The following is a 13229-nucleotide window of genomic DNA, read 5'->3' as shown; positions in this document are numbered from 1 at the left end:
CACCCCACCACCCGCCTCCCTGGGACGGCCGACATGGACGACACCACCCCGCGCGTCGAACTCACCCCCGCCGCAGCCGACCTGCTGCGCCAACTCCACGCACAGCACGGCCCGTTGATGTTCCACCAGTCCGGCGGCTGCTGCGACGGCAGTGCGCCCATGTGCTACCCGGAGGGCGAGTTCCGCACCGGCGGCTCGGACGTACTGCTCGCCGAGCTGGAGGTCGACGGGGTGCCGGAGCCCGTGACCTTCTGGATCTCGCGCAGTCAGTACGAGGTGTGGAGCCATACGCGGCTGATCGTGGACGTCGTAGCAGGGCGCGGCAGCGGTTTCTCGCTGGAGGCACCCGAGGGGGTGCGTTTTCTCACTCGTTCCCGTGTAGTCGGCGCCTAGCGGCCCCGCCAGTCACCGTCATCTGCTGCACTTCCCCTGAGACTTGAGAGAGTTGACGAGACATCAGGGGATCCTGTGACGCACCGTCAAAAACGTTTAAGAGCAGGCAGATCCGTACTCACACATCTCACGGCATTCGGCGCGCTGGCCGGTGCGGCCCTGGTGGGGGCGGCACCGGCCAACGCCGTGCCGGGCACCACGCGGCTCGCGCCCGGTGTCACCTACCGGCAGTTCGACATCACCGCGGCCAAGGGTGTGACCCACGCCCATGTGGTCGTCGTGGACCTGCGCGACACCCATGTGCGCGTCAACCTGCTGTACCCGGGCGCGGTGGCGGCCCGGGAGCCCGTCTCCCAGCTCGCCGACTCGGCGGGCGCCGTCGCGGGCGTCAACGGCGACTTCTTCAACATCACCGAGACCCAGCACCCGGGCGTCGAGGCCACCGGCTCCACCGACGGGCCGGCGATCGCGAGCGGCGTCGCGCTGAAGGCCGCGGTACCGGACGGCCAGCGTTTCGGGCCATCGCTGCCGCCCGGCACGAACACCCGGAACGTGCTCGGTGTGGGGGTCGACCGGGTGGCCCGGCTGGACAGCCTCGCCCTCAGCGGATCGGTCCGCACCCCGGATGGTCGGCTGACACTCGGCGGGTTCAACCAGTACGCGCTCCCGGAGAACTCCATCGGTGCGTTCACCACACAGTGGGGCAGCGTCTCCCGGGTGCGTGCCACATGTGGCACGGACACGAACCGGGCCGGCGCCTGTAGTGCCGACACCTATGAGGTGACCGTCCGCGACGGCCGGGTCGTGTCGGCGTCCAACACCCCCGGCACCGGCGCCATCGCCGCGGGCACCACTGTTCTCGTCGGCCGTGAGGCGGGTGCGCAGCGGCTGCGGAAGCTGTACTCCGGCGAGCGGGTCCAGGTGAAGCACCGTCTCGTGGCGTCGAGGTCCGGGGTTCCGTACCGCTTCGCCCTCGGCGGCTACCCCGTCCTGCGGAACGGCCGACCGCTGGCCGGTCTCGACAACACGGCCTCGGCCGTCCGCACCGCCGTGGGGATCGCCAACGGCGGCCACCGTCTGCTGCTGTTCGCGACGGACGGCGCGGTCGCCTACCGCAGCGGTCTGACGATCGCCGAAGTAGCCACCCAGATGCGGGAGTTGGGCTCGGTCGACGCCTTCAGCCTGGACGGCGGCGGCTCGACGACCCTGGTCGCCCGCGCACCCGGCGCGGCCGCCGTCACGGTACGGAACCACCCCAGCGGCGGCGCCGAGCGTCCCGTACCGAACGGCGTCGGAGTCTTCTCGACCAACTGATCAGTCAGCCGATCGACCGGCTGATCTCAGGGATGCAGGCCGCTCACCAGATCCGCGGTGGCCGTCAGGCCACTGTGGATCGTGGGCGCCATGCTGGTGCTCGCCATGAAGAACCCGAGCAGTGCGCAGACCAGCGCATGGGAGAGCTTCAGCCCGCCGCTGCGCATGAAGATCACCGCAAGGATCAGGAGCAGCAGCACCACAGAGATGGAAATCGCCATCGTCACCCTCCTCCGCCACGCCGCCATGCCTGGTTCACGGCGTTCGGCCGCAAGTGTGGCGTAGCGGAGGGTTCGTCCGGGCTACTGACGTGTCCCCCGAACGTGTGGTGTCACGCCGTGCGGCGCGCGTCCAGGAACGCTTCCAGCCCGGCCAGGTCGTCGGTGTTGAGGAAGTCCACACCGGCGGCGAAGAGTTCGTCCCACAGCGCGTCGCGGGCGGGGCCCGCCACGTCCGGGGTGTTCCAGAACCGCACGGTCTGGTCGTGGGCGTGCGCCCGCGCGACGATCGAGCGCAGCTTCTGCCGTTCGGCGGCGGGGAAGGCACCGGTGCCGAGCCAGGTGAAGTTGGCCTGCCAGTCGTCGCTGATGAGCGAGATGAAGGAGGCGGGCGCCGAGCTGCCGAGGTCGGCGAGGCGGCCGTCGTAGAAGGCGCGGCGTACGGTCTGCGCCTCCATGGGGATGCGGGCCGCGCGGTCGCCGGAGATGACGTTGGTGACGGCGCCCTGGTGGACGCGTCCGTGGGCATAGGTGGTGAACAGGTGCTTGTAGCGCAGGAGATGGCGGTCGAGTTCGAGGTACGTCGAGGAGCCCTCGGTCTTGATGTCGATCAGGAGTTGCAGCGGGTGGCGCCAACCCCGGTACACCGAGCCGTGGTTGGCCTTCACCAGGGCCGAGAGCGGTTCGAGGTACAGGGATTCGAGCGTGCGGCTCGGGTCGAGTTCGGACGCGTCGTGACCGATGAGGAGTTGGTCGCCGACGAGGAAGATGTCGGCCTCGACGCTGCCGAAACGGTGGTCGAGGGCGTCGAAGAGCGGCCGGGGGTGCTCGTAGTCGTTGTGGGCGTGGGCGCGCCACAACGGCCGCTTGCGGTGCCCTTGTTCGCCGGCGAAGGCGCTGCCCGCGGGCGGCGCGAGGACTGCCGCGACGGTGGCGCCGAGCGCGGTGAGAGCTCTGCGACGGGTGATGAGGGCCATGGTGTTCCTCCGTGTGGGGCGGGCTAGAACCACAGGGAGTATGAGGCTGTGAGCACGCCAACGAACCTGTACATGCCAGGAGTTGGCCGGACTGCCCTCGCGTGTTCACTCCTTCGGCGGGGGCGCACGGAAAAGCCCGCCCCAGGTGGGGCGGGCTTCCCGCGGTCTTCACCTCATGGCGCTCAAGGGGCTTGCAGGTCGACCAATCCGGCCAGCGCCTCGCGATGGGCGCCCGCCGTGCCGTAGGCGATCGAGTCGGCCTTGGCCCGCTTCAGGTAGAGGTGGGCCGGGTGCTCCCACGTCATGCCGATGCCGCCGTGCAACTGGACGGCCTCCTCGGCCGCGTGGACGGCGACGGCCGCCGCGTAGGCCTGCGCGACGGCGACCGCCACGTCGGTGTCGTCACCGGTCGCGAGGGCGTCGGCCGCGTTGCGCGCGGCGGCCCGCAGGCTGACGACCTCCAGCCACAACTGGGCGAGCCGGTGCTTGAGCGCCTGGAACCCGCCGACGGGCCGGTTGAACTGCTTGCGCTCCTTCAGATACCGGACCGTCTCGGTCAACGTCCAGTCGGCGAGCCCGAGTTGCTCGGACGCGAGCAGCCCGGCCCCGGCCCGCAGAGCACGTCGTACGGCGGGTTCGGCGTCCCCGATCCGCCGCCCGGCGGCCCCGTCGAACACCACGCGCGCGAGCGGCCGGGTCAGGTCCAGGGACACCTGCGGTACGACGGTCACGGCGCCCGCGTCGACGGCGTACAGCCCGCCGTCCTCCCCCGGCACCAGCAGCACATCGGCGGCGGCCGCGTCGGCGACGCCGGTCAACTCCCCGTGCAGGGAACCATTTTCGTGACGTACGGCCTTATAGGCACCGCCCGGAGCGACGCTCAGGGAGACGGCGAGGACGCCGATCCTCCGCCCGGAGGCCAGCTCGGCGAGGAGGTCCTCGGCATCGCTCGCGAGGAGTGCCTCGGTGGCCACGACCGCGCTCGTGAGGTACGGGACGGGAGCGACCGCGCGGCCCAACTCCTCCAGCACGACGGCGACTTCGCGGTGCGTGGCGCCCTGGCCGCCCTGTGCCTCGGGCACCAGGAGACCGGCGAGGCCCATGCCGTCGGCGAGGGACTTCCAGAGGGACAGGTCGTGCGGGGCGTCCGACTCGGTGCGGGCGATGACGCTCGCCGCGTCGCAGTGGTCGGTGAGCAGGTCCCGGACGGCGGCGCGGAGCGCCTCTTCCTCCTCCGAGTACAGCAGGTCCGTCATCGCGCGAGGTCCTTCCAGGCGACGTCCTTGTCGGTGCGCGGCTCGGCCGGGAGGCCCAGGACGCGCTCGGCGACGATGTTCAGCAGGACCTCGCTGGTCCCGCCCTCGATGCTGTTGCCCTTGGAGCGGAGGTAGCGGTAACCGGCGTCACGGCCGGTGAAGTCCACCAGTTCCGGGCGGCGCATGGTCCAGTCGTCGTACAACAGGCCTTCCTCGCCCCGGAGTTCGACCTCCAGGCCGCTGATCTCCTGGTTGAGGCGGGCGAAGGCGAGCTTCATGCCGGAGCCCTCGTGGCCGGGCTGGCCCGCGACGAGCTGCTGGCGCAGCCGTTCGCCGGAGAGCCGGGCGACCTCGGCCTCTACCCAGAGCTTGAGGAGGCGCTGGTGGAGGTCGTGGGTGCGCAACTCCGGGCGCTGGCGCCAGGTTTGGCTGATCGGGCCGATCATGCCGCCCTCGCGCGGGATGCGCATGCCGCCGATGGAGACACGCTCGTTCATCAGCGTGGTCTGCGCGACCCGCCAGCCGTCGCCGACCTCGCCAAGGCGATGGGCGTCCGGGATACGGACGTTGGTGAGGAAGACCTCGTTGAACTCGGCCTCGCCGGTGATCTGGCGCAGCGGCCTGACCTCGACGCCGGGGTCGGTCATGTCGCAGATGAAGTAGGTGATGCCGGCGTGCTTGGGCACGTCCGGGTCGGTGCGCGCGATGAGGATGGCCCAGCGGGCGAGGTGGGCGCTGGACGTCCACACCTTCTGCCCGTTGACGACCCAGTCGTCGCCCTCACGGACGGCACGCGTGCCCAGCGCGGCCAGATCGGACCCGGCGCCCGGCTCGCTGAAGAGCTGGCACCAGACCTCCTCGCCGACCCAGAGCGGCCTGAGGAAGCGGCTCTTCTGCTCCTCGGTGCCGAAACGGAGGACGGTCGGCGCGGCCATCCCGAGGCCGATGCCGATCCGACGCGGGTCGTTGTCGGGAGCCCCGGCCGCCTCCAACTCGGCGTCCACGACGGCCTGGAGAGCCCGCGGGGCACCCAGCCCGCCGAGGCCCTCGGGGTAGTGCACCCAGGCGAGCCCCGCGTCGAAACGAGCCTTGAGGAAATCGAGCTGATCGGTCTCCAGCGGCGGGTGCGCGGCCAGCAACTCCTGGGCGCGGCGGCGCAGTTCGGCCGCGGCCGCATCCGCTCCCGTGGTCTCCTCGCTCATACGGCGGCTCCGTTCTCCAACGACGGTACGACGACGACCCGGCCGGTGGTGACACCGTCGCCGAGGCGCTGCACGGCGGCGGCCGCACCGGCCAGCGGGACGCGCTCGCTCACCAGGGGCTTGATGACGCCGCGCGCGGCCAGGTCGGTCAGCTGCTCGTGGCAGTGCGCGATCAGCTTGGGGTTCTTGGTCGCGTACAGCCCCCAATGCAGGCCCTGGATCGAGTAGTTCTTCACCAGGGCGTGGTTGAGACTGGGGCTGGGGATCGTGCCGCTCGCGAAGCCCACGACCACGATCCGGCCCTCGAAGGCGACGACCTTCGTGGACTGCGTGTAGGCGTCGCCGCCGACCGGGTCGAAGACCACGTCGGCACCGCGTCCGCCGGTGGCCGCCTTGACGGCCGCGACGACGTCCTCGGTACGCCGGTCGATCACGACGTCGCAGCCCAACTCCCGTGCCACGACCGCCTTTTCGGCACCGCCGACGACACCGATGACGGTGGCACCGGCGGCCTTGCCGAGCTGTACGGCCGCGCTGCCGACCCCGCCGGCGGCGGCGTGCACGAGGAGGGTCTCGCCTGCCTCCAGGTGGGCGCGGCGGTGGAGGGCGAACCAGCCCGTCTGGTAGCCGATGTGGAGCGCGGCGGCCTCGGCGTCGTCCAGGGAGTCGGGGGCGGGCAGCAGGGCGGCGGCGTCCGCGATCGCGTACTCGGCGAAACCGCCGTACGGCAGGGCGGGGTTGGCGATCACGCGGCGGCCGTCCTCGGTCTCGGCGCAGATCTCGACGCCGGGGGTGAACGGGAGTGGGGGCCTGACCTGGTAGTGGCCCCGGCACATCAGGACGTCCGGGAAGTTGATGTTCGCGGCGCGTACCTTCAGCAGGACCTGGCCGTCGCCCGGCGTGGGTCGTTCCACCTCCGTCAGGCGCATCGCCTCACTCGGCTCGCCGTTCTCGTGCACTTGCCATGCCTGCATGCGGGGCCTCCACGGGACTGCTCTGTCTGACCGGGGTCGGTTGCATACTAAGCGGTCGCTTGCACGTCAGGGAACAGTCGGGTTCGTCACGCTCCGCGGGGTGCGTGTAGTTCTTTGACCGCGGGCCGGCGGGGGCTGGTCGCGCAGTTCCCCGCGCCCCTAAAAGAAGGGCGCTGTAGGGGGCGGCGTTTTTACTGGCCGCGCTTTGGTCTTGCCCTTACGTGCATTCGTTCGCCCTGTGGGCCGAACAGGCTCAGGAACTCCACCGGGCCCTCGCCCGTCGAGCCGAACCAGTGGGGTACCCGGGTGTCGAATTCGGCCGCCTCGCCCGGCCCCAGCACCACGTCGTGCTCGCCCAGCAGGAGACGTAGCCGCCCAGACATCACATACAGCCACTCGTAGCCCTCGTGCGTCCGCAGATCCGGCTCGACCTTCCGTTGCGGTTCCAGGACCTTGTAGGCCTGGAGGCCGCCGGGCTGGCGGGTCAAGGGCCAGTGGGTGCGGCCGCCGCGGACGATCGGCTCGGCGCGTACGCGGGGGTCGCGAACCGCCGGTGCCCCGACCAACTCGTCCAGAGGCACCTGGTGGGCCCGCGCAATAGGCAGCAGCAGCTCCAGGCTGGGCTTGCGGAGGCCTGACTCCAGGCGGGACAGGGTGCTGACCGAGATGCCGGTCGTCTCCGACAGGCCGGCGAGGGTCGCGCCCTTCTCCTTGCGGATGCGGCGCAGCCTCGGGCCGACCTCCGCGAGTACGTCGTCCGTGTCGTCGTTCATGACCGATATTGCAGTTTCGGCAAACGTGTTTGTCAATACGGCAGGGAGGGGGCGACCTTCGGGGGTGGAGGTGGTCACCGTGACCGAGACACGTACCGGAACCTACGAAGTGGTCGTCATCGGCGGTGGAGCGGCAGGGCTCTCCGCCGCGCTGGTCCTGGGCCGGTCCCGGCGTCGCACGCTCGTCGTCGACGCCAGTGAGCCGCGCAACACGCCCGCCGCGCACATGCAGGGCTATCTGACCCGGGACGGGATGTCTCCGGCCGAGTTCCTCGCCCTGGGCCGCGAGGAGATCGCGCGCTACGGCGTCGATCTCGTCCGCGACCGCGCGGTGGACGTCACGAAGGGCGAGGGCGACGGCTTCGCCGTAGCGCTGGCCGATGGGGAGACCGTGCACGCGCGGCGGATCGTCGTCGCCACCGGGCTCAAGGACGAGCTGCCCAGCGTCCCCGGGGTCGCCGAGCGGTTCGGGCGGGACGTGATCCACTGCCCGTACTGCCATGGCTGGGAGGTCCGTGACCAGGCCTTCGGGGTGCTCGCGACGACACCGATGAGCGTGCACCAGGCGCTGATCGTCTCGCAGTGGTCCAAGGACGTGACCCTGTTCCTGCACACGGTCGCCGAGTCCGAGCTGACCGACGACGACCTGCGCAGGCTGGCCGCCGCCGGGGTCGCCGTGGTGCCCGGCGAGGTCGCGGCACTGGCCGTCGAGGACGACCGGCTCACCGGCGTCCGTCTCGCGGACGGCAGCACACATCCCCGCGAGGCCCTGTTCGTGGCGCCCCGGGCCGTCCCGCAGACCGGGCTGCTGGAGAAGCTGGGCGCCGAGCTGCACGAGACGCCGTTCGGCGCGTACCCCGTGGTCGACCCGACGGGTCTGACGACCGTGCCCGGCGTGTGGGCGGTCGGCAACGCGATGGGCTTCGCGGAGCAGGTCGTGAACGCGGCCTCCGCCGGGTACCGGGCGGGCGCCACGATCAACGGCGAGCTGCTCATGAGCGATCTCGACGCGGCCGTCCGGGTGTAGACCGGCCGCCTCCGTTGCACGATGGCTGCATGCTGCTGACCCGGCTCGCGCATGTGTCCCAGGAGGTCGCCGCCACCTCGGCGCGGTCCCGGAAGATCGCCCTGCTCGCGGAGCTCTTTCGGGACGCGGCACCGGATGACGTCCCGATCGTCATCCCGTATCTGGCGGGACGACTGCCGCAGGGCCGCCTCGGCATCGGCTGGAAGGTGCTGAGTCGGTCCGTCGAACCGGCCGCCGAACCCACCCTCACCGTGCACGACGTGGACGCCCGGCTCAGCGCCCTCGGCAAGGTGTCGGGCGCCGGTTCGCAGGCTGAACGCGCCCGCATGGTGGGCGAGTTGATGGGCGCGGCCACCGCCGACGAGCAGCGCTTCCTCTTCGGACTGATCACGGGTGAGGTCCGGCAGGGTGCGCTGGACGCGGTCGCCGTGGAGGGCCTGGCCCAGGCAACCGACGTGCCCGCAGCGGACGTTCGGCGGGCCGTGATGCTGGCCGGTTCGCTCCAGACGGTGGCCGAGGCGCTGCTCGCCGACGGCCCCGCCTCCCTGGACCGCTTCCGGCTGACCGTGGGGCGCCCGGTCCTGCCGATGCTCGCGCACAGCGCCTCGTCCGTCGCCGAGGCGGTCGAGAAGCTGGGCGAGTGCGCGGTCGAGGAGAAGCTCGACGGCATCCGCGTCCAGGTCCACCGCGACGGTGACGTCGTACGGCTCTACACCCGCACCCTCGACGACATCACCGACCGCCTCCCCGAACTCACCGCCGCAGCAATGGAGTTGAGAGGCAAGCGGTTCATCCTCGACGGTGAGGTCATCTCCTTCGACGAGGACGGGCGGCCGCGTTCCTTCCAGGAGACGGCGGGCCGGGTCGGCTCCCGGGTGGACGTGGCCACGGCCGCCGAGACGGTCCCGGTCTCCCCCGTGTTCTTCGACGCGCTGTCCGTCGACGGCCGCGACCTGCTCGACCTCCCGTTCGCCGAACGGCACGCGGAACTGGCCCAGTTGGTGCCCGAACCGATGCGCGTCCGCCGAACTCTCGTGTCCGGCCCGGAGGATGTCCCGGCGGCGGAGGCCTTCCTCGCCGAGACCTTGAAGCGCGGCCACGAAGGGGTCGTGGTCAAAGGGCTCGAAGCTCCGTACAACGCGGGCCGCCGGGGCGCCTCTTGGCTGAAGGTCAAGCCCGTTCACACCCTCGACCTGGTCGTCCTGGCCGCCGAGTGGGGACACGGCCGACGCACCGGCAGGCTCTCCAACCTCCATCTGGGCGCCCGGAGTTCGGACGGTTCCTTCGTGATGCTCGGCAAGACCTTCAAGGGCATGACCGACGCCGTGCTGACCTGGCAGACCGAGCGGCTCCAGGAGCTGGCCGTGGAGAGCGACGGCCACGTGGTGACCGTACGGCCCGAACTCGTCGTAGAGATCGCGTATGACGGACTGCAGAAGTCCACGCGGTACCCGGCCGGTGTCACGCTGCGCTTCGCGCGGGTGGTGCGGTACCGGGAGGACAAGCGGGTGGAGGAGGCGGACTCGGTGGAGACGTTGTTGGCAGCGCATCCGGAGGTGAAGCCGTGAGTGGGAGTGGGAAGCGGAGTGCCGGGCTGTTGTTGTTCCGGCACACCGAACGTGGGCTGGAGGTGTTGCTCGGCCATATGGGCGGCCCGTTCTTCGCTCGGCGGGACGCCGGGGCGTGGGGTGTGCCCAAGGGTGAGTACGAGCCCGACGAGACCGCCTGGGACGCGGCCCGGCGTGAATTCCAGGAGGAGCTGGGGATCGCGCCGCCGGAGGGCGAGGCGATCGAGCTGGGCGAAGTGCGGCAGAGCAACGGGAAGGTCGTCACCGCGTGGGCGATCGAGGCTGATCTGGATCCGGCGGCCATGGTTCCCGGCACTTTCGAGATGGAATGGCCGCCGAAGTCCGGGCAGGTCCAGGAGTTCCCGGAGCTGGATCGGGTGGAGTGGCTGGGGCTCGAACGGGCGCGGGCCGTCATCGTCACGGCGCAGGCCACGTTTCTCGACCGGCTGGTGGAGCACTCGGGCTGAAGGGCCGTGCACGCGTTGCGGTCCCCCGTGCCACGCGGGAAGGTCGAAGCACAGCCCGCTCCAGGAGGTCAGCCATGCCCATCGCGACGGTCAACCCGGCCAACGGCGAGACGCTCAAGACGTACGAGGCCATGGGCGGCGAGGAGATCGAGCGGCGGCTCCAGCTCGCGGAGGCCACGTTCCGTACGTACCGGACGTCTTCCTTCGCCGAGCGCGCCCGGCTCATGCACCGGGCCGCCGACCTGCTCGACGAGGACCAACAGGACATCGGCCGGACCATGACCACCGAGATGGGCAAGCCGGTCAAGCAGGCCCGCGCGGAGGCCGCCAAGTGCGCGAAGTCGATGCGCTGGTACGCCGACCACGCCGAGGGGCTCCTCGCCGACGAGGAGCCGGACGCGGCGGACGTCAAGGACTCGGGCGGTTCACGGGCGTTGGTCCGCTACCGGCCGCTGGGTCCCGTCCTCGCGGTGATGCCGTGGAACTTCCCACTCTGGCAGGTGATCCGTTTCGCCGCGCCCGCGCTGATGGCGGGCAACGTCGGTCTGCTCAAGCACGCGTCGAACGTGCCGCAGACCGCCCTCTACCTGGAGGACCTGTTCCACCGCGCGGGCTTCCCGGAGGGCGCCTTCCAGACCCTGCTCGTCGGTTCCGACGCGATCGAGGAGATCCTGCGCGACGAGCGGGTGAAGGCGGCCACGCTCACCGGCAGCGAGCCCGCGGGGCGGGCGGTCGCGTCCGTCGCCGGGGACATGGTCAAGAAGACGGTGCTGGAACTGGGCGGCAGCGACCCGTACGTCGTCATGCCGTCCGCCGACATCGACCGGGCCGCGCAGGTCGCGGTGACCGCGCGGGTGCAGAACAACGGGCAGTCGTGCATCGCCGCGAAGCGGTTCATCGTGCACACGGATGTCTTCGACGCGTTCGCCGAGCGGTTCGTGGCCGGGATGAAGGCGCTCACGGTCGGTGATCCGCTGGCGGAGGAGACCGAGGTCGGACCGGTCGCGAGTGAGCAGGGTCGTAGCGATCTGGAGGAGCTCGTCGACGACGCGGTGGAGAGTGGGGCCACTGTGCTGTGCGGTGGTGAGCGGCCTGACGGGGCCGGCTGGTTCTACCCGCCGACCGTCCTCACCGACATCACCCGCGAGATGCGCATCCACCGCGAGGAGACGTTCGGGCCCGTCGCCACGCTGTACCGGGTCGGCGACCTCGACGAGGCCGTCCTCCTCGCCAACGACACGCCGTTCGGGCTGAGTTCCAATGTGTGGACGCGGGACGAGGCGGAGGTCGAGCGGTTCGTACGGGACCTGGAGGCGGGTGGGGTGTTCTTCAACGGGATGACCGCGTCGCATCCGGCCTTCCCGTTCGGTGGGGTGAAGCGGTCCGGGTACGGGCGGGAGCTGTCGGGGCACGGAATCCGCGAGTTCTGCAACATCACCACGGTATGGCACGGAGCGTGAGCGTTCCGCGGCTACGATCCCCTCTGTGAACCGCGAAGTGACTCTGCCTCTGATCGTCGACGACCGCGGGACCTTGCAGGTGGCTGCCGCCGATGTCAGCAAGCTTTTGCGTACCGTGGGTGGGCGGTGGCTGCACCTTGTCGAGGCCGGGGAAGAGGGGCTGGACGAGGACACGGTCGCCGCGTTGACCATTGAGTTGGCGAAGCTTGCCGACCGGATTGACGTTGCGTGCATTGCGCATAGCAGTGGGGGCGGCTCGTAGTTTGCTGAGTGGCGCGCCCGGTGGGGGCTGGTCGCGCAGTTCCCCGCGCCCCTAGGGGGTGGCGCCCAGCCTTGATCTAGAGGTCGCCCCCTCTGCGCTTTCACAGGATTTACTGATCCTGTCTTTATGAGCTTGTCCCTGAATTGGAGTAGTCCACCGCGAGATCGTCGTCCTCCCGGGTGATCGTGGGTGCACCACCCTCTGAGGTGAACCACCTTCTGACCGGCGGGCGAAGGCCTTCCGGAAGGCGAAAGCAGGGACGGTTCATGGCGACTTTGTGCAAGCCCTCGGTGTCGGTTCCCGAGCACGTGATCACGATGGAGGAGACGCTGGAGCTGGCGCGCTCCCGTCACGCGGACCACCCCAACCTGCCGCTGGCCCTCCGGCTGATCGAGAACACCGGTGTGCGCACCCGGCACATCGTGCAGCCCATCGAGGAGACCCTGAAGCACCCGGGGTTCGAGGACCGCAACAGGATCTACACGGCCGAGGCGAAGGCCCGGGTCCCGTCGGTCGTGCAGCACGCGCTCGACGAGGCGGAGCTCCTCACCACCGACATCGACGTGATCATCTACGTCTCGTGCACGGGCTTCATGATGCCCTCGCTCACGGCCTGGCTGATCAACGAGATGGCCTTCGAGTCCACGACCCGCCAGATCCCGATCGCCCAGCTCGGCTGCGCGGCCGGCGGCGCGGCGATCAACCGGGCGCACGACTTCTGCACGGCCTACCCGGACGCCAACGCTCTCATCGTCGCCTGCGAGTTCTGCTCGCTGTGCTACCAGCCGACCGACCTCGGCATCGGCTCCCTGCTCTCCAACGGCCTGTTCGGCGACGGCATCGCCGCGGCCGTGGTGCGCGGGCGGGGCGGCACGGGCATCCAGCTGGAGCGCAACGGGTCGTACCTGATCCCCAAGACCGAAGAGTGGATCATGTACGACGTCCGGGCCACCGGGTTCCACTTCCTGCTGGACAAGCGGGTGCCGGCCACCATGGAGCCCCTCGCCCCGGCGCTCCAGGACCTCGCGGGACTGCACGGCTGGGACGCGGCCGACCTGGACTTCTACATAGTCCACGCGGGCGGGCCCCGAATACTCGACGACCTGAGCAAGTTCCTCCAGGTCGACCCGCACGCGTTCCGGTTCAGCCGGGCCACCCTCACCGAGTACGGCAACATCGCCAGCGCCGTCGTGCTGGACGCGCTGCGCCGGCTCTTCGACGAGGGCGGCGCCGAACACCGGGCGCGCGGACTGCTCGCCGGGTTCGGCCCCGGCATCACCGCCGAGATGGCCCTGGGCCGCTGGCACAACGACGACCGAGAGACGGCTTGAGTACGGC

14 protein-coding genes are annotated in these 13229 nt (G+C 70.4%); 8 read left to right on the top strand and 6 right to left on the bottom strand.

Features of this window, described 5'->3' with window-relative positions; genetic code table 11:
* Nucleotides 1-33: 33 nt before the first annotated feature.
* Complete coding sequence (locus OO69_RS00335; RefSeq protein ID WP_033278273.1) at nt 34-393, top strand: DUF779 domain-containing protein; 360 nt, start codon at nt 34-36, stop codon at nt 391-393.
* A 75-nt stretch (nt 394-468) separates the two neighbouring features.
* Entirely contained in the window at nt 469-1707 is a 1239-nt protein-coding gene (locus OO69_RS00330) for a phosphodiester glycosidase family protein (RefSeq protein WP_199810850.1), read from the top strand.
* A 26-nt stretch (nt 1708-1733) separates the two neighbouring features.
* Here OO69_RS00330 and OO69_RS00325 read toward each other — a convergent pair whose 3' ends face one another.
* The 6 genes from OO69_RS00325 to OO69_RS00300 all read right to left on the bottom strand — a co-directional run bounded on the left by OO69_RS00325 (nt 1734) and on the right by OO69_RS00300 (nt 7107).
* Entirely contained in the window at nt 1734-1928 is a 195-nt protein-coding gene (locus OO69_RS00325; protein ID WP_026150825.1) for a hypothetical protein, read from the bottom strand.
* A gap of 110 nt (nt 1929-2038) precedes the next feature.
* The gene (locus OO69_RS00320) at nt 2039-2902 is read right to left on the bottom strand and encodes a phosphatidylinositol-specific phospholipase C/glycerophosphodiester phosphodiesterase family protein (protein WP_033278271.1); all 864 of its coding nucleotides are present in this window, start codon (nt 2900-2902) and stop codon (nt 2039-2041) included.
* A 182-nt stretch (nt 2903-3084) separates the two neighbouring features.
* Nucleotides 3085-4158 carry an acyl-CoA dehydrogenase family protein gene (locus OO69_RS00315; RefSeq protein WP_033278270.1) on the bottom strand — a complete coding sequence of 358 codons (1074 nt, stop codon included), beginning with the start codon at nt 4156-4158 and terminating at the stop codon, nt 3085-3087.
* On the bottom strand, nt 4155-5360 hold the full coding sequence (locus OO69_RS00310) for an acyl-CoA dehydrogenase family protein (protein WP_033278269.1): 1206 nt from the start codon (nt 5358-5360) through the stop codon (nt 4155-4157). The genes OO69_RS00315 and OO69_RS00310 overlap by 4 nt, the downstream gene beginning before the upstream one ends.
* Nucleotides 5357-6334 carry an NADPH:quinone oxidoreductase family protein gene (locus OO69_RS00305; RefSeq protein ID WP_033278268.1) on the bottom strand — a complete coding sequence of 326 codons (978 nt, stop codon included), beginning with the start codon at nt 6332-6334 and terminating at the stop codon, nt 5357-5359. The genes OO69_RS00310 and OO69_RS00305 overlap by 4 nt, the downstream gene beginning before the upstream one ends.
* A 191-nt stretch (nt 6335-6525) precedes the next feature.
* Nucleotides 6526-7107: a helix-turn-helix domain-containing protein gene (locus OO69_RS00300; protein WP_033278267.1), complete on the bottom strand. Its 582-nt coding sequence runs from the start codon at nt 7105-7107 to the stop codon at nt 6526-6528.
* A 70-nt stretch (nt 7108-7177) separates the two neighbouring features.
* Between OO69_RS00300 and OO69_RS00295 the strand changes: the two genes are divergently transcribed.
* The 6 genes from OO69_RS00295 (at nt 7178) to OO69_RS00270 (ending at nt 13222) form a co-directional block, all read left to right on the top strand.
* Nucleotides 7178-8134, top strand: coding sequence for an NAD(P)/FAD-dependent oxidoreductase (locus OO69_RS00295; RefSeq protein WP_234444286.1), 957 nt, complete (start codon nt 7178-7180; stop codon nt 8132-8134).
* Between the two features lie 29 nt (nt 8135-8163).
* Nucleotides 8164-9702: an ATP-dependent DNA ligase gene (locus OO69_RS00290; RefSeq protein ID WP_033278265.1), complete on the top strand. Its 1539-nt coding sequence runs from the start codon at nt 8164-8166 to the stop codon at nt 9700-9702.
* The gene (locus OO69_RS00285; RefSeq protein WP_033278264.1) at nt 9699-10169 is read left to right on the top strand and encodes an NUDIX domain-containing protein; all 471 of its coding nucleotides are present in this window, start codon (nt 9699-9701) and stop codon (nt 10167-10169) included. The genes OO69_RS00290 and OO69_RS00285 overlap by 4 nt, the downstream gene beginning before the upstream one ends.
* A 74-nt stretch (nt 10170-10243) precedes the next feature.
* Nucleotides 10244-11629: an NADP-dependent succinic semialdehyde dehydrogenase gene (locus OO69_RS00280; protein ID WP_033278263.1), complete on the top strand. Its 1386-nt coding sequence runs from the start codon at nt 10244-10246 to the stop codon at nt 11627-11629.
* 25 nt (nt 11630-11654) lie between these two features.
* Entirely contained in the window at nt 11655-11891 is a 237-nt protein-coding gene (locus OO69_RS00275) for a DUF6213 family protein (protein WP_033278262.1), read from the top strand.
* A gap of 266 nt (nt 11892-12157) precedes the next feature.
* Nucleotides 12158-13222 (top strand): type III polyketide synthase, encoded by a 1065-nt coding sequence (locus tag OO69_RS00270; RefSeq protein ID WP_033278261.1) that lies wholly within the window; start codon nt 12158-12160, stop codon nt 13220-13222.
* The last annotated feature ends 7 nt before the right edge of the window (nt 13223-13229 follow it).

The sequence above is a fragment of the Streptomyces sp. NRRL F-525 genome, from assembly GCF_000716605.1.
In the GTDB taxonomy this organism is placed as follows: domain Bacteria; phylum Actinomycetota; class Actinomycetes; order Streptomycetales; family Streptomycetaceae; genus Streptomyces.
This window is presented reverse-complemented; position numbering and strand designations above follow the sequence as displayed.